At 60.4% G+C, this 23,291-nt stretch carries 18 protein-coding genes and 1 riboswitch; of the genes, 7 read left to right on the plus strand and 11 right to left on the minus strand.

What is annotated here, in order from left to right; translation table 11 throughout:
- Positions 1–172 precede the first annotated feature (172 nt).
- Positions 173–1,036 (minus strand): glutamate racemase, encoded by an 864-nt coding sequence (murI, locus tag ACK3CV_RS24205; protein ID WP_033636418.1) that lies wholly within the window; start codon positions 1,034–1,036, stop codon positions 173–175.
- Positions 981–2,852: a TonB-dependent vitamin B12 receptor BtuB gene (gene btuB / locus ACK3CV_RS24210; RefSeq protein ID WP_161727131.1), complete on the minus strand. Its 1,872-nt coding sequence runs from the start codon at positions 2,850–2,852 to the stop codon at positions 981–983. The genes murI and btuB overlap by 56 nt, the downstream gene beginning before the upstream one ends.
- A 69-nt stretch (positions 2,853–2,921) precedes the next feature.
- Positions 2,922–3,141, minus strand: a riboswitch (cobalamin riboswitch).
- Between the two features lie 115 nt (positions 3,142–3,256).
- On the opposite strand from btuB, the gene trmA reads away from it, so the two are divergent.
- Positions 3,257–4,360, plus strand: a complete 1,104-nt coding sequence (gene trmA / locus ACK3CV_RS24215; protein WP_033636420.1) for a tRNA (uridine(54)-C5)-methyltransferase TrmA — start codon at positions 3,257–3,259, stop codon at positions 4,358–4,360.
- 34 nt (positions 4,361–4,394) lie between these two features.
- Here the strand turns inward: trmA and ACK3CV_RS24220 are convergent, their stop codons facing one another.
- Positions 4,395–4,766 carry a YijD family membrane protein gene (locus ACK3CV_RS24220; RefSeq protein WP_033649905.1) on the minus strand — a complete coding sequence of 124 codons (372 nt, stop codon included), beginning with the start codon at positions 4,764–4,766 and terminating at the stop codon, positions 4,395–4,397.
- A 15-nt stretch (positions 4,767–4,781) separates the two neighbouring features.
- Complete coding sequence (gene fabR, locus ACK3CV_RS24225) at positions 4,782–5,414, minus strand: HTH-type transcriptional repressor FabR (RefSeq protein ID WP_004931044.1); 633 nt, start codon at positions 5,412–5,414, stop codon at positions 4,782–4,784.
- Positions 5,415–5,631: 217 nt separating this feature from the next.
- Here fabR and sthA point away from each other — a divergent pair, with 217 nt between their 5' ends.
- Positions 5,632–7,029, plus strand: a complete 1,398-nt coding sequence (gene sthA / locus ACK3CV_RS24230) for a Si-specific NAD(P)(+) transhydrogenase (protein ID WP_004931047.1) — start codon at positions 5,632–5,634, stop codon at positions 7,027–7,029.
- Here the strand turns inward: sthA and oxyR are convergent.
- Entirely contained in the window at positions 7,012–7,929 is a 918-nt protein-coding gene (gene oxyR / locus ACK3CV_RS24235) for a DNA-binding transcriptional regulator OxyR (RefSeq protein WP_033636422.1), read from the minus strand. The two genes, sthA and oxyR, sit on opposite strands and share 18 nt — an antisense overlap.
- Positions 7,930–8,080: 151 nt before the next feature.
- Between oxyR and ACK3CV_RS24240 the strand changes: the two genes are divergently transcribed.
- From ACK3CV_RS24240 to ACK3CV_RS24250, 3 genes are all read left to right on the plus strand, one after another.
- A complete protein-coding gene (locus ACK3CV_RS24240) occupies positions 8,081–8,812 on the plus strand; it encodes a glutathione peroxidase (RefSeq protein ID WP_019452251.1) in 732 nt (243 codons plus the stop codon).
- Between the two features lie 72 nt (positions 8,813–8,884).
- A complete protein-coding gene (locus ACK3CV_RS24245) occupies positions 8,885–10,333 on the plus strand; it encodes a dihydrolipoyl dehydrogenase (protein ID WP_164040074.1) in 1,449 nt (482 codons plus the stop codon).
- A 182-nt stretch (positions 10,334–10,515) separates the two neighbouring features.
- Complete coding sequence (locus ACK3CV_RS24250) at positions 10,516–10,842, plus strand: type II toxin-antitoxin system HicB family antitoxin (RefSeq protein ID WP_164040072.1); 327 nt, start codon at positions 10,516–10,518, stop codon at positions 10,840–10,842.
- Between the two features lie 36 nt (positions 10,843–10,878).
- On the opposite strand, the gene argH is transcribed toward ACK3CV_RS24250, so the two are convergent.
- The 4 genes from argH to argC all read right to left on the minus strand — a co-directional run bounded on the left by argH (position 10,879) and on the right by argC (position 15,365).
- Positions 10,879–12,252 (minus strand): argininosuccinate lyase, encoded by a 1,374-nt coding sequence (gene argH, locus ACK3CV_RS24255; RefSeq protein WP_041037518.1) that lies wholly within the window; start codon positions 12,250–12,252, stop codon positions 10,879–10,881.
- Positions 12,253–12,320: 68 nt separating this feature from the next.
- On the minus strand, positions 12,321–13,541 hold the full coding sequence (locus tag ACK3CV_RS24260) for an argininosuccinate synthase (RefSeq protein ID WP_103799363.1): 1,221 nt from the start codon (positions 13,539–13,541) through the stop codon (positions 12,321–12,323).
- Positions 13,542–13,566: 25 nt separating this feature from the next.
- On the minus strand, positions 13,567–14,340 hold the full coding sequence (gene argB / locus ACK3CV_RS24265; protein ID WP_033636427.1) for an acetylglutamate kinase: 774 nt from the start codon (positions 14,338–14,340) through the stop codon (positions 13,567–13,569).
- Positions 14,341–14,360: 20 nt separating this feature from the next.
- On the minus strand, positions 14,361–15,365 hold the full coding sequence (gene argC / locus ACK3CV_RS24270; RefSeq protein ID WP_033636428.1) for an N-acetyl-gamma-glutamyl-phosphate reductase: 1,005 nt from the start codon (positions 15,363–15,365) through the stop codon (positions 14,361–14,363).
- Positions 15,366–15,581: 216 nt separating this feature from the next.
- Here argC and argE point away from each other — a divergent pair, with 216 nt between their 5' ends.
- Both argE and ppc read left to right on the plus strand, forming a co-directional pair.
- On the plus strand, positions 15,582–16,727 hold the full coding sequence (gene argE / locus ACK3CV_RS24275) for an acetylornithine deacetylase (RefSeq protein WP_489009908.1): 1,146 nt from the start codon (positions 15,582–15,584) through the stop codon (positions 16,725–16,727).
- A 257-nt stretch (positions 16,728–16,984) separates the two neighbouring features.
- The gene (gene ppc, locus ACK3CV_RS24280) at positions 16,985–19,621 is read left to right on the plus strand and encodes a phosphoenolpyruvate carboxylase (RefSeq protein ID WP_033638623.1); all 2,637 of its coding nucleotides are present in this window, start codon (positions 16,985–16,987) and stop codon (positions 19,619–19,621) included.
- 110 nt (positions 19,622–19,731) lie between these two features.
- On the opposite strand, the gene metF is transcribed toward ppc, so the two are convergent.
- Together metF and ACK3CV_RS24290 are read right to left on the minus strand one after the other, a co-directional pair.
- Complete coding sequence (metF, locus tag ACK3CV_RS24285; RefSeq protein ID WP_033636430.1) at positions 19,732–20,628, minus strand: methylenetetrahydrofolate reductase; 897 nt, start codon at positions 20,626–20,628, stop codon at positions 19,732–19,734.
- Positions 20,629–20,854: 226 nt separating this feature from the next.
- Positions 20,855–23,290: a bifunctional aspartate kinase/homoserine dehydrogenase II gene (locus ACK3CV_RS24290; RefSeq protein ID WP_041037513.1), complete on the minus strand. Its 2,436-nt coding sequence runs from the start codon at positions 23,288–23,290 to the stop codon at positions 20,855–20,857.
- Position 23,291: the final 1 nt, after the last annotated feature.

Consider the following 23,291-nt stretch of genomic DNA (forward strand, 5'->3'; position numbering starts at 1 on the left):
TACGCTTTTAGCCCGGAGAGTCAAGCGTTTATTTCGCTGTCTTCTCGCTGACCCGGCGGCTTGTCAGTCGTTGTTCCCGGTCAGTGGAGGCGCATTATAGGGAGTTCTCGGCAGGCCGCAACCCCTATTTTCAATATTTTTTCCGACCGTTGAATGTTTAACCAAAACACCGTTAAAGCGGCAGTTTTTTCAACGATTTAAAGCCGTAGCTCTGCAAAACGGGCAATAAAGCGTCAGTATCTTCATTCAACGCCATGCAATAGGCCAGATTCTCTTCCTGGCTCGAGACCAGATTTTCCTGCGTCGAGATGAGCCAGGCGGTACGACGGGCAATCGCCGCGCCGGAATCCACCAGCCGGGTGCCTTCCGGCAACACCTGCATCAGCTCTTCAGCTAATAGAGGGAAATGGGTGCAGCCCAGCACGACGGTATCCGGCGGCTCGCGCATGCTCAGCCACGGATGCAGGATCTTCTTCAGTACCGGCAACGGCACGGCTTCGCCGTGCAGCTTGGCCTCCGCCAACTCCACCAGCTCTGAAGAGCCCAGCAGTTCAATCTTGCAGTCGGTAGCGAAACGGGAAATCAGTTCGTGGGTGTAGCTGCGCTGTACGGTGCCACGGGTCGCCAACAGGCCGACGATGCCGTTAACGGTAAGACGGGCGGCAGGCTTGATGGCGGGCACCACGCCCACGACCGGGAAGCTGAAACGCTCGCGCAGAGCCGGCAAGGAAACGGTGCTGGCGGTATTGCAGGCAATGACGACAATCGCCAGAGGATGCCGCTGCTGCACTGCGCCGACAATCTCCACCACGCGCTCAACGATAAACTCTTCGGACTTCTCACCGTAGGGGAACGCCACGTTGTCGAAAGCGTATATATAGTGGAGATCCGGCAGCAACTGCCGAATCTCCTGATATACCGACAGCCCGCCGACGCCGGAATCGAAAACCAGCACCGTCGGGCGAGGTGTGGCGGTGCTGTTAGAAGGTATAGCTTCCAGTGAGGTAGTATTCTCTTCCTGGAGTAGCGTAGCCATAGGCCGTCTCATAATCTTTATCAAACAGGTTGGCAATTCTACCACGAACTGTCAGATGAGATGTGACCGGATACGAAACTGCGAGATCCCACAGGCTCACGCCGCCGAGTTTCACGCTCTGCTCCGGATAGGTACTGTAGTCCTTGTCATAACGTTGACCCAGATATTGATAAGTCACCGCCCAGTCAAAGTCATACAGCTGCCAGTCCAGCTCATATTTCACCTGCTGTTTGGCGCGGCGCAGCAGCACTTCGTGAGTTTTTGCGTTGCGCGGGTCGACATAATCGTAACCAATCTGGTGCGTCAGCGGGCCGGTATCAAAAGACGCCGTCGCTTCAATCCCTTTGATGGTCGCCTTACCCACGTTGTAATAGACGTAGTTGGTTTCCCCCGTGGAATCGATCAAATTGTCGATGTCGTTGCGATAACCGGAGATGCGCCAGGTCACCGGCCCTGTCAGCCCTTCAAAACCGCCTTCCCACTGCTTGCTTTCTTCCGGCTTCAGATCGGTGTTATTGCCAAAGTTGCCGTATAGCTGGCTCATATTGGGTGCTTTGAACGCCGTGCCATACGACGCGATAAAACGGTATCCCTCGACGAACTCCCAGGCCGCGCTGGTTTGCCAGGTGCCGTGCCAGCCAAACTCGGAATGATCGTCACCCCGAACCGCGCCTTCCAGCGTCACCGGGCCAACCAGTTGCTGCGCGGTCAGATAGATGCCTGCATCACGTTGGCTTTTTTCACCCTTTACGGTGGTGGAGTCCGGTTTGATTTTCTGTTGCTGCCAGTCGACGCCAGAGCTTACGGTACCCTGTCCAACCTGCAGCGTATTGCCCCACTGCAGGTTGTACTGTTCGGAATCCACCAGGCTGGCCGAGCTGTCATGCATACCGCGGCGAGGATCGTAATCGTAATCCTTGCTATGGCTGTAGCTGCCGGTCAATTGTGTTGCGTAAATGCCTTCTTTATAACGCAATCCGGTATCCCAGGTTTGGCTGTACAGCTTGCGAGTATCTAGCAGAGAGCTGGCCGGAGAGGAATAGTAACTATCGTACGCCGTGCGGTTATCGTAGCCATATCCACGTACAAAACCGCTGACCGATTCGCTGAACTGATGCTCAAGCGCACCATACAGTGATTTACTCATAAAGCCATCGCGATCCTGCTGGCTTTGCATACCGGTACTGCCATAGGCCACCACGTCATACCCTTTGGTATAAGTGTAATTCCCTGCCACCGTCGCCACGGTGCTGTCGCCCAGCTGCTGTTGGGTCGACGCGTCATAGGATTGATAGCCGTTGGAGCCGAGGCCGGCGGAAAGCGTCGTGCCGTTCTTTTCGCGGGTGGTAATGATGTTGACCACGCCGCCGATGGCGTCGGAGCCGTACACCGCCGAACGCGGGCCGCGGATGTATTCGACTTTCTGCACCAGCGAAATTGGGATTTGGCTAAGATCGGAAGAGCCGCTGACGCCCGCCTGGTTAAGGCGAATGCCGTCAATTAGCACCAGCACGTGGCTGGAGTTGGTGCCACGAATAAACAGCGAGCTCTTTTGCCCCAGCCCGCCGTTCTGGCCAACATCCACGCCCGGCAGGCGGCGCATCACGTCGGTCAGGCTCTTGGCCTGCCAGCGATCGATATCGTTGCGGGTGACGATGGAAGTCGGCGCCAGCACGGAAGAAACCGGCTGCGGGAAGCGGTTGGCGGTCACCACCAGGTTATCGCCATTCGTGGTTGTGGTGTTGTCTTGCGCCCATCCAGAAAAAGCCGTGACGGAGGAAACCACCGCCAGCAGCGTATTTTTTGTAATTGTCATGAGAAAAGCATCCAAACTTAATTGGCGGATGCCGCAGGATCATGGCCGGTAGTTCGCGACGGCCACGGACATTGCGACGTAACACCGGCAGGTCTTCGGGCTTGGGATTTGCAGGCCGCGGGGCGCGACCGGCAACGGGCGATGACTTCCCATCCTGCAATGGACAGTGTCTGCGTCGAAACGCTATCGCCGTGACTTCCCCTTACCGCTGCGCGTCAGCTCCGGATTCACACCGGATTCCCTTTTCACTCGCTGCTTGAGGCCGGACGGCAATGCTACGATCAATGAAAATAGATGTCTAGACTGCTACTAATGTTACAAATAATAAACGCGACAAAACTGGACTTCACGGGCTGATTCCCTACAATCCCCGCTGATCAAATTTGCCTGACGAGAAGACACACATGACGCCCGAGAATTTGCCTATTGAACGTTACGATGACCAACTGGCGGAGAAAGTCGCCCGCCTGAAGACGTTGATGTCACCGTTCGCGGCGCCCGAGCCGGAAGTGTTCCGCTCGCCAGTCGACCACTACCGCATGCGCGCCGAATTCCGCATCTGGCACGACGCGGACGACATGTACCACATCATGTTCGATCAGCAGACCAAGCAGCGTATTCGCGTCGATCGGTTCCCGGCCGCCAGCGAACTGATCAACCGCCTGATGAGCGCCCTGATCGCCGCGCTGAAACCGGAACCGATCCTGCGTCACAAGCTGTTCCAGATCGATTATCTGTCGACGCAAAGCGGCAAAATCATCGCCTCGCTGCTGTACCACCGCAAGCTGGATGACGTTTGGCAACGGCGCGCAGAGCAGCTACGTGACGATCTGCGCGCGCAGGGTTTCGACCTGCAGCTGATCGGCCGGGCGTCGAAGACCAAAATCATGCTCGACCAGGATTATGTTGACGAAGTACTGCCGGTCGCCGGCCGCGACATGATCTACCGCCAGGTGGAAAACAGCTTTACTCAGCCCAACGCGGCCATGAACGTGCAGATGCTGGAATGGGCGCTGGCGGTGACCGCCGGTTCCAAAGGCGATTTGCTGGAGCTGTATTGCGGCAACGGCAACTTCTCGCTGGCGCTGGCGCGCAATTTCGAGCGCGTGCTGGCGACCGAGATCGCCAAACCGTCGGTGGCGGCGGCGCAATACAACATCGCTGCCAACCATATCGACAATGTGCAGATCATCCGCATGGCGGCGGAAGACTTCACTCAGGCGATGAACGGGGTGCGCGAATTCAACCGATTGAAGGGCATCGATCTGAGCGGTTACAACTGCGAGACGATTTTCGTCGATCCGCCGCGCAGCGGGCTGGACGAGGAAACGGTGAAGATGGTGCAGGCCTATCCGCGCATTCTCTATATCTCATGCAATCCGGAAACGCTGTGCGCCAACCTGGAAACGCTGCAGGCCACGCACCGGGTCAGCCGCCTGGCGCTGTTCGATCAGTTCCCGTATACCCATCACATGGAATGCGGCGTGTTGCTGGAAAAGCACCGCTGATACGACAGGGGCGCCATCATGGCGCCCCGTTTCATTACGACTCTTGAGTCGGCGCATCCGGCGCCTTGCGCGCCTTCAGTTTCATCCCGATCCACAGCACCAACGCCACGCAGATCACCGACGGCAGGAAGTTGGAACCGATCTGCGGGTATTCGGCGCGCACGATGGCGCTGTACATCAGCAGCCCCAGCAGGAAGCAGGCCGCCGCCAGCTTCGGCATGCCGTCCGGCATAGCGCGGTTCAGGTAACGCTGATGCAGGCAGTACACCGCCAGCACCAACGCGATCAGCGGGAAGATCGAAAACGGCACCACCGAGCTGAACAGCGCGGCAAACGAACCGTTGATCGAAAGGCCGGCAATCAACGCCAGCAGTAAGGTGCCATTTTCACGGCCTGGTTTTTCCATCATTTTTTACCTTTTTTATACGTGGGACACAGAAGCTTTTTCTTGTTCGCGGCGATACCAGTAATACGCCCCTTTGGAGATCATCCGCAGCTGCAGCACCAGCCGTTCTTCCAGCTGCTGCCGCTGCTCGACGTCGATATCCAGCGCTTCCGCGCCGGCGCTGAACACGATGGTGACCATCGCTTCCGCCTGCGCTTCGGTAAAGCTGCGCGGCATGTGGTTTTCCAACTCGAGGTAGTCCGCCAGTTCGGCGATGAAATGCTGGATCTCGCGCGCTACCGCCGCACGGAATGCCGCCGACGTACCGGAACGCTCGCGCAACAGCAGACGGAAGGCATTCGGGTTGTTGCCGATAAATTCCATAAAGGTGGACACCGAGGTGCGGATCACGCTGCCGCCCTTGGCGATGCGTTGGCGCGCCTGGCGCATCAACTGACGCAGCATCAGGCCGCTTTCGTCCACCATGGTCAGCCCCAGCTCATCCACATCGCGGAAATGGCGGTAAAACGATGTGGGCGCGATGCCCGCCTCGCGTGAAACTTCCCGCAGGCTCAGGCTGGCGAAGCTGCGTTCGGCGCTCAGCTGGCTGAATGCGGCTTCGATCAGGGAACGACGAGTCCGTTCTTTTTGTTGTGCTCTGACGCCCATATGCATATCCGGATAGGTTCCATTCTCTCAGTCTAACGCCCTAGACTCGGCAATATAGCAAATTTTATTGCAACAGCATTTATACTAACGCGCTCTATCACACTTCCGCCCTGAGCCGATTGTGCTTTGCCTCAAAAAGCCTAATGGTGATTGGGTGAGCAGCGCTATGATGTTAAGATACCGTTGTAATCTTGTATAAAAAACAGGTCTCTCCTACATGCAACAGCACTATCAATTTGATGCCATTGTGATTGGCTCGGGCCCTGGTGGTGAAGGTGCCGCCATGGGGCTGGTGAAACAGGGCGCCCGCGTGGCCGTTATCGAGCGGTACAACAACGTAGGCGGCGGATGTACCCACTGGGGCACCATCCCTTCCAAAGCCCTCCGCCACGCCGTCAGCCGCATTATCGAATTCAACCAGAACCCGCTTTACAACAACTCGCGCACGCTCAGCGCGACCTTCCCTGACATTTTACGCCACGCCGATAACGTCATCAGCCAGCAAACCCGCATGCGCCAAGGGTTCTATGAGCGGAACCAGTGCAAACTGTTCGCCGGCGACGCGCGCTTCATCGACGCCAACACCGTCAGCGTCAGCTACATGGACGGCACCCAGGACACCATCCGCGCCGACCACATCGTGATCGCCTGCGGCTCGCGCCCTTATCACCCGGCCAGCGTCGATTTCAATCACCCGCGCATCTACGACAGCGACTCCATTCTCGAGCTGAGCCATGAACCGCGCCACGTGATCATTTATGGCGCCGGGGTGATCGGCTGCGAATACGCGTCTATCTTCCGCGGTCTGAACGTCAAGGTCGATCTGATCAACACCCGCGATCGCCTGCTGGCATTCCTCGATCAGGAGATGTCGGATTCGCTCTCTTATCACTTCTGGAACAACGGCGTGGTGATCCGCCACAACGAGGAGTTCGAGAAGATTGAAGGCACCGAAGACGGCGTGATCGTGCACCTGAAGTCCGGCAAGAAGGTGAAAGCGGACTGCCTGCTGTACGCCAACGGCCGTACCGGCAACACCGATTCGCTGGGGTTGGAAAACGTCGGCCTGGAATCGGACAGCCGCGGGCTGCTGAAGGTGAACAGCATGTACCAAACCGCGCTGTCGCACATCTATGCGGTCGGTGACGTGATCGGCTATCCGAGCCTGGCTTCCGCCGCCTACGATCAGGGCCGCATCGCCGCGCAGGCGATCGCTTCCGGCGAGGCCAGCGGCCACCTAATCGAAGATATCCCGACCGGCATCTACACCATTCCGGAAATCAGCTCCGTCGGCAAAACCGAGCAGGAACTGACGGCGATGAAGGTGCCGTATGAAGTGGGCCGCGCCCAGTTCAAGCATCTGGCGCGCGCGCAGATCGCCGGGATGAACGTCGGCAGCCTGAAGATCCTGTTCCATCGCGACACCCTGCAGATCCTCGGGATCCACTGCTTCGGCGAGCGTGCGGCGGAGATCATCCACATCGGTCAGGCGATCATGGAACAGAAAGGTGAAGGCAATACTATCGAGTATTTCGTTAATACAACCTTCAACTATCCGACCATGGCCGAAGCCTACCGGGTGGCGGCGCTTAACGGCTTAAACCGCCTGTTTTAACGCGTTGTCGATGTAGCCCTGCATGTGCTCGCGGATCGCTTCAGCCAACTGCTCATAACGGCTGCGCAGTGGGGAACCGGGGCGATACACCAACGCGATGGTGCGCTTCGGTTCCGGCTTGTAGCAGTCCAGATAGCAGACGCCGTCGCGTTCGCGCTGCGGCGGCACCGCCAGTGACGGCAGCAGGGTAATGCCGCTGCCGGCCGCGACCATATTGCGCAGCGTTTCCAGACTGGTGGCGCGGAAGTGAGTATCTTCGTCCGCGCCCGCCTGGAAGCAGAAGCCCATCGCCTGATCGCGCAGGCAGTGGCCATCCTCCAGCATCAGCAGCTTCTCTCCCGCCAAATCCGGCATCGCCACGCGCTCGCGCTGCGCCCACGGGTGATCGGAATACACCGCCAGCTTCATCGGTTCATCGAACAGAGGCACTTCGATAAACGCCTCGGTTTCCTTCACCAATGCCAGAATGGCGCAGTCCAGTTTGCCGCTGTCGAGTTGCGCCAGCAGTTGCTGGGTTTGCGCTTCGTGCAGGTACATTTCCAGTTTCGGGAAGGTTTTGTGCAGCGTCGGGATGATCTGCGGCAGCAGATAAGGCCCCACGGTCGGGATCAGGCCGATGTGCAGCGGCCCGGACATGGCTTCGCCCTGCTGGCTGGCCATCTCCTTCAATACTTTCACTTCGCGCAGCACGGTACGCGCCTGCTCCACCAGCAGCAGACCCGCCTGGGTGAACAGCACCTTGCGGCTGGTGCGCTCGAGCAGCATGACGCCCAACTCGTCTTCCAGCTTGCGGATCTGCCCGCTCAGCGTGGGTTGGCTTACATGGCATGAATCGGCCGCGCGGCGGAAGTGCCGGTGCTCGGCCAAGGCGACCAGATACTCTAAATCACGAATATTCATTGTTTCCCTCCATTCCATGATAGCTCATGGCGATAGATAAGATAGCAATGAGCGATTAGATCTATCAACCCCCAGCGACAATAATGTGTCCCAACGAAGCGATATCGCGCTAAATGCTAAAAATTAATTTTGCTAATTAAGGGGTTAATCAATGTTTACCAGTCAAGAAGGCAAGAAAGTTCCTCAGGTTACTTTCCACACCCGTCAGGGCGACCAATGGATTGATGTGACCACTGATGACCTGTTCAAAAACAAAACCGTTATCGTGTTCTCGCTGCCGGGCGCATTTACGCCAACCTGTTCTTCGAGCCATTTGCCGCGCTACAACGAACTGTCCAGCGTATTCAAGCAGCACGGCGTCGACGGCATTCTGTGCGTCTCGGTGAACGATACCTTCGTGATGAACGCCTGGAAAGCCGATCAACATGCGGAAAACATCACCTTCGTGCCGGACGGCAACGGTGAATTCACCAAAGGCATGAACATGCTGGTCGAGAAAGCGGATCTGGGCTTTGGCCCGCGTTCATGGCGCTACTCGATGCTGGTGCGCGACGGCGTGGTCGAGAAAATGTTCGTCGAACCGAACAAGCCGGGCGACCCGTTTGAAGTGTCCGACGCCGACACCATGCTGAAATACCTGGCGCCGGAATTCAAAGTGCAGGAATCGGTCTCCCTGTTTACCAAGCCGGGCTGCCCATTCTGCGCCAAAGCCAAGCAGATGCTGCAAGAGCGCGGCATTCAGTATGAAGAGATCGTACTGGGCAAAGACGCCACCACCGTCAGCCTGCGCGCCGTCAGCGGCCGCGCCACGGTGCCGCAAGTGTTCATCGGCGGCCGTCACATCGGCGGCAGCGACGATCTGGAAACTTTCCTGTCAGCTTAATAAGTAATAACAAAGCCAACGTGAACTTTGGCGGGCTACGGCCCGCCCTTTTTTTACCTTTCAGGAGCGGATATGAAACTGTTGAACGTTGATGTTGCGGTCATCGGCGGCGGCACCGCAGGGCTCAGCGCCTATCGCGCGGCCAAACTGTCTACCCCCAGCGTGGTGATGATCGAAGGCGGGCCTTACGGCACCACCTGTGCGCGCGTTGGCTGCATGCCATCCAAGTTGCTGATCGCCGCCGCCGAAGCGGTGCATCAAATCGAACGCGCGCCGGGCTTTGGCGTGCACCCAACCGGTACAACCCGCATCGACGGGCGCGAAGTGATGGCGCGCGTCAAACGCGAACGCGATCGCTTCGTCGGCTTCGTGCTGGAAGGCGTGGACGAGATCCCGGCCGGCGACAAAATTCAGGGCTATGCCCGCTTTATCGACGACAACACGCTGCAGGTCGACGAGCATACGCGCATCGTGGCGCAGCGCATTGTGATCGCCACCGGTTCCCGCCCCAGCTGGCCGGCGCCGTGGAACGAACTGGGCGATCGTCTGATCGTCAACGACGATCTGTTCAACTGGGATGATTTGCCGCAGTCCGTAGCGGTGTTCGGCCCCGGCGTCATCGGGCTCGAGCTGGGGCAAGCGCTGCACCGCCTCGGCGTCGACACCAAGGTCTTCGGCATCGGCGGCGCGGTCGGGCCGCTGACCGACAGCGCCGTGCGCGACTACGCCGCCAACGCGCTGGGGGAAGAGTTCTATCTCGACGCCGACGTGAAGGTAGAGATGATGCAGCGCGAAGGCGACCGCGTATTTATCCGCTATCGGGATCTGCAGGGCCAACCGCAGGAGATCCTGGTGGACTACGTGCTGGCCGCCACCGGTCGCCGCCCCAACGTCGATCGGCTGGGCCTCGAAAACACCGGCTTACAGCTCGACGCCCGAGGCGTGCCGTTGGCCGACCGCCTGACGATGCAAACCAGCGTGCCGCATATTTTCATCGCCGGCGACGCCAGCAACCAGCTGCCGCTGCTGCATGAGGCCAGCGATCAGGCGCGCATCGCCGGCGCCAACGCCGGCAGCTTCCCGGAGATCAATCCGGGCCTGCGCCGCAGCGCGATTTCAGTGGTGTTCTCCGATCCGCAGATCGCCATGGTCGGCTCAACCTTCCGCGAGCTGAGCGAGAAGTTCAGCGCCTGCGGCTGCTTTGAAGTGGGCAAGGTCTCGTTTGAGAATCAGGGCCGCTCGCGGGTGATGCTGCGCAACAAAGGCATTCTGCACGTCTACGGCGAGCAAGGCACCGGCCGTTTCCTCGGCGCGGAAATGATCGGCCCGGACGCCGAGCACATCGCGCACCTGTTGGCCTGGGCGCATCAGCAACAGATGACCGTCGATCAGATGCTGGACATGCCGTTCTATCACCCGGTGATCGAGGAAGGCTTGCGCACCGCGCTGCGTGACCTGCAGGCGAAACTCAAACTCGGCGCGACCGAAATCGAGCGCTGCCAGCGCTGCCCGGGCGAATAACCTCTCATTCTCCGCTCATCCCCACCGGGCCTTCAGGCCCGGTTTTTTTTCGCAGCACTTTCCACATTTTCCTCCCTCCTCTTGCCTCACGGCCCTTCTGCGCTCATTTTTTATGCTTCGACACTGAAGTGATACCAATAACGATACTAGAATAAAGAAGGGAGCCAGAATGGAGGAAGAACATGGCAAAGCATGAACACTATACCTATCGCATCACCTGGTCAGCGGATGATCGTGAATATGTCGGGCTGTGCGCCGAATTCCCCTCGCTTTCCTGGCTGGCCGCCACGCGTAACGGCGCGCTGGAGGGTATCGAAAAAGTGGTGAGCGAAACGATCGCCGATATGTTGGCGCAAGGCGAAACGCCGCCGCAGGCGCTGGCGGAAAAGAACTTCAGCGGAAAACTGGTGTTGCGCATGACGCCGGAACAGCATCGGCGGCTGGCGATCGGCGCGATGGAGGAAGGCGTGAGCTTGAACCGTTATCTGTGCGCACGCCTGGCGGGGTAGAGGTTCAAGGGCGGCACCGGGCCGCCCTTGTCGTCGTCAAGCCAAACGCTGTTTCGCTGCGGCGATTGCCGCGGCCACCTGCTGCGGCGCGACGCCGCCTTTGGCCGCACGTTTGTCCAGGCAGGATTGCAAGGCCAGGATCGGGTAAACATCGTCGCCGATCGTCGCGCTGAACTGCTGCAAGTCCGTCAGCGGCAACGCTTCCAGCGGTTTGCCCTGGCGAATCGCTTCTACCACCGCCTCGCCGACGATATGGTGCGCTTCGCGGAACGGCACGCCCTTGGCGACCAGGTAATCCGCCAGTTCGGTGGCATTGGCATAGCCCTGCTCCGCCGCTTCCTGGCAGCGCGGGCGTTTCACCTGGATGCCGTCCAGCACCAGCGCCGCCATCTGCAGGCAGTCCATCCAGGTGTCGAGCGCGTCGAACAGCCCTTCTTTGTCTTCCTGCATGTCTTTGTTATACGCCAGCGGCAAGCCTTTCAGCGTCATCATCATGCCGGTCAGCGCGCCCTGTACGCGGCCGCACTTACCGCGGATCAGCTCCAGCGCGTCCGGGTTTTTCTTCTGCGGCATCAGCGAAGAGCCGGAGGTCACGCGGTCGGACAGCTCGACAAACGCCGCTTCACCGCTGTTGAAGAAGATCAGGTCTTCGGCGAAGCGCGACAGGTGCACCATGCTGATGGCAGCATTGGACAGCAGCTCCAGCACGTGATCGCGATCGGATACGCTGTCCAGGCTGTTGCGGGTCGCCGAGGCGAAGCCCAGCCAGCCGGCCAACTGCTCGCGATCGATAGGATAAGCGGTGCCGGCCAGCGCGCCGCTGCCCAGCGGGCTGACGTCCAGCCGTTTCAGGGTATCCTGCAGGCGGCTCTCATCGCGCGCCAGCATCTCGACATAGGCCAGGCACCAGTGCGCGAAAGTCACCGGCTGCGCGCGTTGCAGGTGGGTATACCCCGGCATCACCGCATCCTGGTTGGCTTCGGCGGTTTCCACCAGCGCCTGCTGCAGCTGGACGATCGCCTGATGCAGATCGCCGACTTGCTGTTTGCACCACAGCTTCAGATCGGTCGCGACCTGATCGTTGCGGCTGCGGCCGGTGTGCAGCTTCTTGCCCAAATCGCCGACCTTCTCGATCAGCTTCTGCTCCACCCAGCTGTGGATGTCTTCGGCATCGCTTTGGACGATCGCCAAAGGATCGGCCTGGACCTCCGTCAGTAGCGCATTCAGCGCCTGCTCCAGCTGCTGTTGCTCCGTTGCCGTCAACACGTTAACGGTCACCAGCGCCTTCGACCAGGCCACCGAGCCCACGATATCCTGCTCCGCCAGGCGATAATCGAACCGCAGCGAATCGTTGAGTTGCTTGAACCGCTGATCCGCCGCCTGAGTGAACCGTCCGCCCCAAAGTGCCATATCTTACTCCTGAATTTTTATGCGAAAGGGCGCAGCATGCTGCGCCCTTGCAGAGTCACGCCAATCGATTATTTATTCTTTTTCTCGTTCAACGCGCGGATGCGTGAAGACAGAGAGAACAGGCGGATAAAGCCGCCCGCGTGGCTGTGATCGTAAACTTCGTCTTCGCCGAAGGTGGCGAACTCTTCGGAGTACAGGCTGTTGGCGGATTTTTTCTGGGTCGCCGTCACCTGGCCTTTGTACAGCTGCAGCACGACTTCACCGTTCACCTCTTCAGCCAGCGCCTCGGCGGAAGCCTGCAGCGAACGGCGCAGCGGCGCAAACCAGCGGCCGTCGTACACCACATAAGACATCTCCAGGCCCAGCTGCTCGCGCCATTTGAAGCTGTCGCGGTCCAGCACCAGCTGCTCGACGGCGCGCAGCGCTGCCACCATGATGGTGCCCCCCGGGGTTTCATAGCAGCCGCGGGATTTGATGCCCACCAGGCGGTTTTCCACGATGTCGATACGGCCGACGCCGTGTTTGGCGCCCAGCGCGTTCAGGGTTTCCAGGCACTGGTACGGCGACAGCGCTTTACCGTTAACCGCCACGACGCGGCCTTTCTCAACGGTCACGGTCACCTGCTCAGGCTGGTTCGGCGCTTCCTGCGGATCGACGGTCCACACCCAGCAATCTTTGTTCGGCGCATTCCACGGGCTTTCCAGCACGCCGCCTTCGGTGGAGATGTGCCAGGCGTTTTCATCGCGGCTGTAGATCTTCTCCAGCGACGCGGTGGTCGGGATGTTGCGCTCTTTCAGGTAATCCAGCAGCGCTTCACGGGAACGCAGATTCCACTCACGCCACGGCGCCACCACCTTCAGCTGCGGCGCCAGCGCGGTGTAGGTGGTCTCGAAACGCACCTGATCGTTGCCTTTGCCGGTCGCACCGTGGCACAGCGCGTCGGCGCCCACTTTCAACGCCAGCTCGACCTGCGCCTTGGCGATGATCGGCCGCGCCATCGAGGTGCCCAGCAGGTAGCTGCCCTCGTACAGGGCACCGGTCTGCAGCACCGGATAAACGTAATCGCGGATAAATTCTTCACGCAGATCGACCACGTGACATTCAGAGGCACCGGACTGCAGGGCTTTTTGCTCCACGCCTTCCAGATCGCTGCGCTCCTGACCGATGTCCGCCACGAACGCCACCACTTCACAGCCGCCGTAGTTCTCTTTCAGCCATGGAATGATGGCCGAGGTATCCAGGCCGCCGGAGTACGCCAGAACGATTTTTTTGATGCCTTGGTTTTGCATGATCTATTCCTTTCTAATTCTAAAATTAAGCGAGGATCCGGGTGCCAATCGACACGCCGTTAAACAAAGCGGGAAGCTGATCCGCATGGCGCCAGCTGGCGATATCCACCGGGCGGCCGAGGGTGCGGGCTGCGTCGAGCGCCGCATTCACCTTCACCACCATACCATCGGTGATAATGCCTTGCGCGATCAGTTGTTCCGCTTTTTGCGCCGTCATTTCCGCAATGCGTTGCCCCTTGCCGTCGAGGATGCCGCTGACGTCCGACAGCAGGATCAGATCCGCCCCCAGCGTCGCCGCCAGCGCCGTCGCCGCCTGATCGGCGTTCACGTTCATTAACTGCCCATCGGCGGTGATGCCGATGGAGCTGACAACCGGCAGGTAGCCGGCGCTCAGCAGGGTATTGAGCAGCGCGGGGGAACCGGGCTGCGCGTTGCCGACATGGCCCAATGCCGGATCGAGCGGGGTCACGACTGCGCTGCCGCCGTCCGCCAGGCTCAGGCCGACGGCGTTGATTTGGTGTTTAATCGCCCACGCCAGCAGCGTTTTGTTGGCGGTGCCGGCCAGCGCGCCGGTGATGATGTCGATCTGATCGGCTGGCGTGACCCGCAGGCCGTTCTTTTTCACCACCGGCAAAGAGAGCTGCTTCATCAGTTCGTCCACCACGCAGCCGCCGCCGTGCACGATCACCAGCGGGCGCTGATGCTGCTGCCGGTAGCTGTCCAGCGCGGTAAACAGACGCTCCAGCGCTTCTTCACTGTCTAATAACACGCCACCTAACTTGATAATTAACGGGTTCATTGCTGTTTACTCACGCTGGTTTAAAGGAGTGACTGGGTTTCCGGGAAGCCGAAACGGATATTCAGGCATTGCACCGCCTGTGCCGCCGCGCCTTTCAGCAGGTTGTCTTCCACCGCCACGGCGATCAGATGCTCGCCCTGCACCGCAAAACCGATGTCGCAGAACGGCAGCCCCACCACCGCTTTCAGCGCCGGCACGCCCTGGTCGTACAGCCGCACCAGCGGCTTGTCGTCATAGGCGGCGTGATAGGCGGCGGCCACGTCCTGCGCGGTCACGCCGGCCTTCAGGCGGCAGGTGATGGTTTCAAGGATGCCGCGCGGGAAGTTGCCCAGGTGCGGCGTAAAGATGACCGGCACGCCCAGGTGCGCGGCGATCTCCGGCTGGTGCCGGTGGGTGAAAATACCGTACGGCTGCAGGCTCACTTCGCAGAAGCTGGTGGTCATGCTGGCCTTGCGCCCGGCGCCGCTGACGCCGCTGGTGGCGTTAATCACCGGCCACTGGTCGAGGTTCAGCAGCTGTTTTTCGATCAACGGTTTCAGCGCCAGCTGCGCCGCCGTCGGGTAACAGCCCGGCACGGCAATCAGCTGCGCCTGTTTAATCTTGTCGCTCTGCCATTCCGCCAGGCCGTACACCGCCTGCTCCAGCAGGGCGCCATGCTGATGCTCGAAACCGTAGTACTGGCTATAAAAATCGGCGTCCTGCACGCGGAAGGCGCCCGACAGGTCGAACACCACGCAGCCCGCCGCCAGGAAGGCCGGTGCGATATCGTGGCTGACTTCATGAGCGGTGGCGAGGAACACCACGTCGATGCCCTGCGCCGCCTTGGCGACGTCGGTCAACGGCTGCAGCGGCAGATCGACGATGCCTTTCAACTGGGGATGGAGATCGGAAAGCAACTTTCCTGCATCTGCACTTTGCGCTGAAACCGCTAAAGCGGTTATGTTCATGTGTGGGTGGCGATTCAGGTAAGCCGTGAGCTCCGCTCCGGCGTAACCGCTGGCACCAACGATCAGCGTATTCAACATGTGGCCTTTCACCTTCTAAACTGACGTGCGGTCGCTTGCGACCCAGGTAACAGGGCTAGCCAGCGTTGTTGCGCCGTTCACCCACGGAGCCTGGCGTTGATGCTTTTATAAACATCCGGGTATCGGGTTCCCTTACGCGTCGGCTTACTGTATTTTTATTCAAAATAAATGCATGAATATTGATACTATCCTAACCAAAGGCTGTCAACAGTGAAGATGAAATTACCTCCATTTATTGAGCTGTACCGGGCGTTGATCGCAACGAAGTCAATCAGCGCCACCGATGCCGGCCTCGATCAGAGCAATGAGGCGTTAATCAACTTGCTGGCCGGCTGGTTTGCCGACCTGGGCTTTCGCGTCGACGTACAGCCGGTGCCGGAATCGCGCCACAAATTCAACTTGCTGGCCAGCATCGGCGAAGGCAGCGGTGGCCTGCTGCTGGCCGGCCATACCGATACGGTGCCTTACGACGAAGGCCGCTGGACGCGCGATCCCTTCATCCTGACCGAGCACGACAACAAGCTCTACGGCCTGGGCACCGCCGACATGAAAGGCTTTTTCGCCTTTATTCTGGATGCGGTGCGCGACATCGACGCGAGCAAATTGACCAAGCCGCTGTACATTCTGGCTACCGCAGATGAAGAAACGACGATGGCCGGCGCGCGTTATTTCGCCGCTTCCACCGCCATTCGTCCGGATTTCGCCATCATCGGCGAACCGACCTCGCTGCAGCCGGTGCGCGCGCACAAGGGTCACATGGCCAACGCCATTCGCATCGTCGGCCAGTCCGGCCACTCCAGCGATCCGGCGCGCGGCGTCAACGCCATCGATCTGATGCACGAATCCATCGGCCGCCTGATGGAGCTGCGCAAAACCCTGCAGGAGCGCTACAACAATCCGGCGTTCGCCGTGCCTTATCCCACCATGAACTTCGGCCATATCAGCGGCGGCGACGCGGCCAACCGCATCTGCGCCTGCTGCGAGCTGCACCTGGATATCCGCCCGCTGCCCGGCATGACGCTCGACAACATCAACGAGCTGATGCATCAGGCATTGGAGCCGGTGAGCCAACGCTGGCCGGGCCGCCTGACCATCGAAGAGCTGCACGCGTCGGTGCCGGGTTACGAATGCCCGACCAACCACCGCATGGTGGCGGTGATCGAGGAGCTGCTGGGCACCCGCACGCAGGTGGTCAACTACTGCACCGAAGCGCCGTTCGTGCAGCAGGTCTGCCCGACGTTGGTGCTCGGCCCCGGTTCCATCGATCAGGCCCACCAGCCGGACGAATACATCGACACCGCGTTTATCGAACCGACGCGCAAACTGCTGGGCCAGCTGGTCAATCACTTTTGCCGGCAGTAAACCTGACATTTAACAGGGGAAACGCGCTATGCTTCCCCTAACTCAAAATAAGTAGAAAGCGGCGAAATAAGCCACGCTGATAACCGATGTGGCGTAATTAAATTTCAGAAAATGCGCCGATTTTGATGTTTTTTTGCTAAAAATAGTGTCAATTGACGATTGGACAGGAACGCGATGGGATCAGGCAGGCGGTCTGCGCCTGACGCGTGAAATTTATTTACAAGATAAAAATCATACAGAACTGGGTCAGGGGTTATATGAACGAACAATATTCGGCAATGCGCAGTAATGTCAGTATGCTCGGCAAATTGCTCGGCGATACCATCAAAGAAGCGCTGGGCGAGCATATTCTCGATCGCGTTGAGACCATCCGTAAGCTTTCCAAATCCTCACGCGCCGGCAACGAAGCGCATCGCCAGGAGCTGCTCTCCACCCTGCAGAACCTGTCCAACGACGAGCTGCTGCCGGTGGCGCGCGCCTTCAGCCAGTTCCTCAACCTGACCAACGTCGCCGAGCAGTACCACAGCATTTCGCCCAACGGCGAAGCCGCCAGCAACCCGGAAGCGCTGGCGCAGCTGTTCAGCCGTCTCAAAGACAAAAAGCTCAGCGACAAAGAGCTGCAGCACGCGGTGTCGCAACTTTCCATCGAGCTGGTGCTGACGGCGCACCCGACGGAGATCACCCGCCGCACCCTGATCCACAAGCTGGTGGAGGTCAACACCTGTCTCAGCCAGCTCGATCACAACGATCTGGCCGACTACGAGCGCAACAAGATCATGCGCCGCCTGCGCCAGCTGGTGGCCCAGTCGTGGCACACCGATGAAATTCGCAAACATCGCCCTTCCCCGATCGACGAAGCCAAATGGGGCTTCGCGGTGGTGGAAAACAGCCTGTGGGAAGGCGTGCCGGCGTTCCTGCGCGAGTTCAACGAACAGTTGGAAAACTCCATCGATTACAGCCTGCCGGCGGAAGCGGTGCCGGTGCGCTTCACCTCCTGGATGGGCGGCGACCGCGACGGCAACCCGAACGTGACCGCCGAAATCACCCGCCATGTGCTGCTGCTCAGCCGCTGGAAAGCCTGCGACCTGTTCACCCGCGATATCCAGGTGCTGGTCTCCGAGCTGTCGATGACCGAATGCACCCCGGAGCTGCGCGCCCGCGCCGGCGGTGACGAAGTGCAGGAACCGTACCGCGAAATCATGAAGCAGCTGCGCAGCCAGCTGATGAGCTCCCAGGCCTATCTGGAAGGCCGCCTGAAAGGCGAACGCGTGCTGAAGCCGCACGACCTGCTGGTGAACAACGAGCAGCTGTGGGAGCCGCTGTATGCCTGCTACCAATCGCTGCAGGCCTGCGGCATGGGCATCATCGCCAACGGTCAACTGCTGGATACCCTGCGCCGCGTGCGCTGCTTCGGCGTGCCGCTGGTGCGCATCGACGTGCGCCAGGAAAGCACCCGCCATACCGAGGCCATCGCCGAGCTGACCCGCTACCTGGGGCTGGGCGACTATGAAAGCTGGTCGGAAGCCGATAAACAGGCGTTCCTGATCCGCGAACTGAACTCCAAACGCCCGCTGGTGCCGCTGAAATGGCAACCGAGCGCCGACACGCAGGAAGTGCTGGAAACCTGCCGGGTGATCGCCGAAGCGCCGCAGGGCTCGATCGCTGCCTACGTGATTTCGATGGCGCGCACGCCTTCCGACGTGCTGGCGGTGCACCTGCTGCTGAAAGAGGCCGGCTGCCCGTTCGCGCTGCCGGTCGCCCCGCTGTTCGAAACCCTCGACGATCTGAACAACGCCGACGACGTGATGACTCAGTTGCTGAACATCGACTGGTATCGCGGCTTTATTCAGGGCAAACAGATGGTGATGATCGGCTACTCCGACTCGGCGAAAGACGCCGGCGTGATGGCCGCTTCCTGGGCGCAGTACCGCGCGCAGGACGCGCTGATCAAAACCTGTGAAAAGGCCGGCGTGGCGCTGACGCTGTTCCACGGCCGCGGCGGCTCCATCGGCCGCGGCGGCGCGCCGGCGCATGCGGCGCTGCTGTCGCAGCCGCCGGGCAGCCTCAAGGGCGGCCTGCGCGTCACCGAACAGGGCGAGATGATCCGCTTCAAGTTCGGCCTGCCGGAAGTCACCATCAGCAGCCTGGCGCTGTATGCTGGCGCGATCCTCGAGGCCAACCTGCTGCCGCCGCCGGAACCGAAGAAAGAATGGCGGGCGCTGATGGACGATCTGTCAGACACCTCATGCCGGATGTATCGCGGCTACGTGCGTGAAAACCCGGACTTCGTGCCTTACTTCCGCGCTGCCACGCCGGAGCTGGAGCTGGGTAAACTGCCACTGGGCTCACGCCCGGCCAAACGCAAGCCGAACGGCGGCGTGGAAAGCCTGCGCGCCATTCCGTGGATCTTCGCCTGGACGCAGAACCGCCTGATGCTGCCGGCCTGGCTCGGCGCCGGCGCCGGATTGCAGGAGGCGGTGAAAGCCGGCAAACAGGCGGAACTGGAGGCGATGTGTCGCGACTGGCCGTTCTTCTCCACCCGCATCGCCATGCTGGAAATGGTGTTCGCCAAGGCCGACCTGTGGCTGGCGGAATACTACGATCAGCGCCTGGTGGATAAATCGCTGTGGCCGCTGGGCCAACAGCTGCGCGATCAGCTGGAAAGCGACATCAAGGTGGTGCTGACCATCGCCAACGATGCGCACCTGATGGAAGACCTGCCGTGGATCGCCGAATCCATCGCGCTGCGCAACGTTTATACCGACCCGCTGAACGTCTTGCAGGCCGAGCTGCTGCACCGTTCGCGCCAGCAGGAGCAGCCGGACGCCCGCGTCGAGCAGGCGCTGATGGTCACCATCGCCGGCGTCGCCGCCGGGATGCGCAACACCGGCTAGCGAGCCTCATCGCGGCCCCGTTTATCGGGGCCGTTTTTTTATGTCTTGTCTTCCCCCACAAAAAAAAGGCGCCGCAGTAAGCGACGCCCTTTTTCAATGGAACAGGCCTGTCAGGCGGCTGCCACCGGGCGCACGCCCAGCGTGTGGCAGATGGCGTAGCTCATCTCGGCGCGGTTCAGCGTATAGAAATGGAAATCTTTCACGCCTTCACGGCTGAGGATCTTCACCATGTCCATGGCGATGTTGGCGCCGACCATTTTGCGGGTCTCCGCATCGTCGTCCAGCCCTTCGAACATGCTGGTCATCCAGCTTGGCACCCGCACGTTGGTCATGGTGGCGAAACGCTGCAGCTGCTTGAAGTTGGACACCGGCAGAATGCCCGGCACGATTTCCACGTCGATACCAGCGGCGACGCAGCGGTCGCGGAAGCGCAGGTAGCTCTCGACGTCAAAGAAGAACTGGGTGATGGCGCGGCTGGCGCCGGCGTCGATCTTGCGCTTCAGGTTGATTAAGTCGGCCTGGGCGCTCTTCGCCTCCGGGTGCACTTCCGGGTAGGCAGCGACGGAAATGTCGAAGTCGCCCACGTCTTTCAGCAGCGCCACCAGATCGGTCGCGTACATGTCCGGCTTGCCGCCGCCCGGCGGCAGATCGCCGCGCAGCGCCACGATATGGCGAATGCCGCTGTTCCAATAATCGGCCGCGATGTCGCGCAGCTGCGCCGGGCTGGCGTCGATGCAGGTCAGGTGCGGCGCCGCCTCCAGGCCGGTGCGCTCCTTGATCCCCTTGATGATGCTGTGGGTGCGATCGCGCTCGCCGGAGTTGGCGCCGTAGGTGACGGAAACGAATTTGGGTTTGAGGATGCTCAGACGATCGATCGACTGCCACAGGGTCTCTTCCATCTCGCTGGTGCGCGGCGGGAAGAACTCGAATGATACGTTAATCTGGCCGTTCAACTCCGCCAGACTCTGATTCAGCGCTTCCCGCTGGTTTGCGTGGAAAAAACTCATACCCTGCTCACCTCTTATCAATCACTGTTTTTTTCATCTTGATGAGCGTCTATACGTTTAGACGTCTAGATAGAAAATGCCGCATGTTGGCTAAAGAGTCAACAGGAAAATGAGGGGAATAAGATGATTAATCTTCACCCGCTCAACGAGGGAATTTCATGACGGCGGCAGGGATAAGTATGGCAGGAAAAGCAAAGGGGCGCGGTGAACCCGCGCCCGCAGAGGATTAAAGCAGCTGCGCCAACCGGTTAAGGTCTGACTGGATCGCTCCGGCGGTTACGTCGCGGCCGGCGCCCGGCCCGCGGATCACCAGCGGATTATCGCGATACCAGCGGCTTTCGATGGCGAACACGTTGTCGCACGGCAGCAACGAGGCCAGCGGATGCTCAGGACGCACCGCCTCCACGCCGACCCGCGCCTTGCCGTTGGCGTCGAAACGCGCCACGTGACGCAGCACCAGGCCCATTTCGCTGGCGGCCTCAAAGCGCTGCTGCATCTGCTGGTTCAGCGCCTCGCCGTTCTCGAAGAACTGATCGACGGAGCCCTGCTCGCAGCCCGCCGGCACCAGCGACTCGACCCGCACCTGGTTAGGTTCGATGTCGTAGCCCGCTTCGCGCGCCAGGATCACCAGCTTGCGCATCACGTCCTGGCCGGAGAGATCGACCCGCGGATCCGGTTCGGTCAGCCCCTGCTGCCAGGCCTGATCCACCAGCTCGGTGAACGGCACCGTGCCGTCATACTGCAGGAACAGCCAGGAAAGCGTGCCGGAGAAAATGCCGCTGATCGCCAAAATGCTGTCGCCGCTGTCGCGCAGATCGCGCACCGTGTGGTTGACCGGCAGACCGGCGCCGACGGTGGCGTTGTACAGCCAGTGGCGGCCGGTTTTGGCGAAGGCGTCGCGAATTTGGCGATAGGTATCGCTGCACGAGGCTCCCGCCAGCTTGTTGGCGCTGATCACGTGGAAACCGTAGCTGGCGAAATCCAGATACTGCCCGGCCAGCTCTTCGCTGGCGGTCACGTCGAGCACCACCAGATCGTCGAACGGGTGCGCGCGCATCCACAGGAACAGCGACTCTTCGTCGAGCGCCTGCGCCTCGTCCTCAAAGAACGCCAATGCGCGGCTGGCGTCCAGCCCTTCGTAGTTCAGCAGGCTGCGGCGGCTGTCCACCACCCCCGCCAGGATAAATTCGAAGCCGCTGCGCGCGGAAATATTGGTCTGCTCGCGGGCAAACAGCTCCAGCCAGCGCGACCCAATGTTGCCCTTGCCGAACAGCACCAGACCGATGCGCTTCTCGGCGCGGAACAAGCTTTGGTGCAGCCCCTGGATCAGCAGCGCGGTCGGCCCCTGGCGCAATACCGCCACCAGGCTGATGCCATCTTCCGCCTGCCAGATAAATTCGACCGGCTGATCTTTCAGCTGCTGATAGAAACGGTGGCTGTGCAGCGGGTTCTTGCACACCCCGGCGCCGACCATCGCCACCAGCGCCAACCCTTCGCGCAGGTGCAGTTCACCCGGCAGCGCCGAGGCCTGCAGGGTCGCCAGCGCGCTGTTGACCACCTCGGAGGTATAGCACAGCTGCACCCGATTGCGATCAGGATGGATGCCCACCGCCAGCGGTTTGATCTGCGCGCGCTTGAGCACCAGATCCAACTCTTTCTGCGCCAGTTTGAAGTCATGCTGAGCGGCGACGTGCAGCTCAATCAGACACACGTCATCGTGGCTGGTGACAATCTTGGCGCCGGTGCCGGACGCCAATACGCGCTCGATGCGCGTCGAGCCCTGCTCCGGCTGGTAGCTGCAGCGCAGCTGAAGATCGATATCGCTGCCGGAGACCGGCTGCAGGGTGCGGGTATGCAACACCGGTGCCGCCAGGCGCGCCAGCTCGCTGGCTTCGTCCAGGCGCAGCAGCGGCAGCAGGCAGGCGTCTTTCACCTTGCGCGGGTCGGCGCTGTACACCCCGGCCACGTCGCTCCAGATGGTGACGCGCGCCGCGCCGGCCAACGCGCCGACCTGAGTGGCGGAGTAGTCGCTGCCGTTACGCCCCAACAGCACGGTTTCCCCGGCGTCGTTGCGCGAAATGAAGCCGGTCACCACCAGGCGCTTGCCCGGATGTTGAGCCAACAATTGCTGCAGCAGCGGATAAGAACGGCCTTCATCTACCTGCGGCTGCGCGGCGCGCTCGGCGCGCAGGAAGTCACGCGCATCCAGCCAGGCCGCCTGCATATCCAGGTGGTTGAGCACCGCCGCCATCAGGCGCGCCGACCAGATCTCGCCGTGCCCGACCACTTCGGCATAGCACACCTCGTCGACTTTGCCGTCCAGCAGCACCGCCAGACGTTCCAGATCCTGAATGAACTCGGCGATCAGCGGCTCGGCGCTTTCCGGCGGCAGCAGGCCGCTGATAAGATCGCTGTGATAACGACGCAACGTCTGCTGCACCTGGTGCGCAGACAGGCGATCGCTCTGGCTGAGCTTCAGCCAGTTGATCAACTGGTTGGTGGTACTGCCGGCGGCCGATACCACCATCATGTCGCCCGGCTGGCTGTATTCCGCCATAATCCCGGCCACACGCAGATAACACTTCACATCCGCCAGACTGCTGCCGCCAAACTTGTGCAGTTGACGCCCACTCACCGGCCCTGCTACAGCAATTGCATTCATG

The organism is Serratia sp. TSO36, assembly GCF_057808395.1.

Excerpts from the sequence above, each read along its gene's own strand:
- murI (WP_033636418.1), bottom strand. The coding sequence starts at position 1,036 with ATGGCTACGCTACTCCAGGAAGAGAATACTACCTCACTGGAAGCTATA.
- btuB (WP_161727131.1), bottom strand. The coding sequence starts at position 2,852 with ATGACAATTACAAAAAATACGCTGCTGGCGGTGGTTTCCTCCGTCACG.
- trmA (WP_033636420.1), top strand. The coding sequence starts at position 3,257 with ATGACGCCCGAGAATTTGCCTATTGAACGTTACGATGACCAACTGGCG.
- ACK3CV_RS24220 (WP_033649905.1), bottom strand. The coding sequence starts at position 4,766 with ATGGAAAAACCAGGCCGTGAAAATGGCACCTTACTGCTGGCGTTGATT.
- fabR (WP_004931044.1), bottom strand. The coding sequence starts at position 5,414 with ATGGGCGTCAGAGCACAACAAAAAGAACGGACTCGTCGTTCCCTGATC.
- sthA (WP_004931047.1), top strand. The coding sequence starts at position 5,632 with ATGCAACAGCACTATCAATTTGATGCCATTGTGATTGGCTCGGGCCCT.
- oxyR (WP_033636422.1), bottom strand. The coding sequence starts at position 7,929 with ATGAATATTCGTGATTTAGAGTATCTGGTCGCCTTGGCCGAGCACCGG.
- ACK3CV_RS24240 (WP_019452251.1), top strand. The coding sequence starts at position 8,081 with ATGTTTACCAGTCAAGAAGGCAAGAAAGTTCCTCAGGTTACTTTCCAC.
- ACK3CV_RS24245 (WP_164040074.1), top strand. The coding sequence starts at position 8,885 with ATGAAACTGTTGAACGTTGATGTTGCGGTCATCGGCGGCGGCACCGCA.
- ACK3CV_RS24250 (WP_164040072.1), top strand. The coding sequence starts at position 10,516 with ATGGCAAAGCATGAACACTATACCTATCGCATCACCTGGTCAGCGGAT.
- argH (WP_041037518.1), bottom strand. The coding sequence starts at position 12,252 with ATGGCACTTTGGGGCGGACGGTTCACTCAGGCGGCGGATCAGCGGTTC.
- ACK3CV_RS24260 (WP_103799363.1), bottom strand. The coding sequence starts at position 13,541 with ATGCAAAACCAAGGCATCAAAAAAATCGTTCTGGCGTACTCCGGCGGC.
- argB (WP_033636427.1), bottom strand. The coding sequence starts at position 14,340 with ATGAACCCGTTAATTATCAAGTTAGGTGGCGTGTTATTAGACAGTGAA.
- argC (WP_033636428.1), bottom strand. The coding sequence starts at position 15,365 with ATGTTGAATACGCTGATCGTTGGTGCCAGCGGTTACGCCGGAGCGGAG.
- argE (WP_489009908.1), top strand. The coding sequence starts at position 15,582 with ATGAAATTACCTCCATTTATTGAGCTGTACCGGGCGTTGATCGCAACG.
- ppc (WP_033638623.1), top strand. The coding sequence starts at position 16,985 with ATGAACGAACAATATTCGGCAATGCGCAGTAATGTCAGTATGCTCGGC.
- metF (WP_033636430.1), bottom strand. The coding sequence starts at position 20,628 with ATGAGTTTTTTCCACGCAAACCAGCGGGAAGCGCTGAATCAGAGTCTG.
- ACK3CV_RS24290 (WP_041037513.1), bottom strand. The coding sequence starts at position 23,290 with ATGAATGCAATTGCTGTAGCAGGGCCGGTGAGTGGGCGTCAACTGCAC.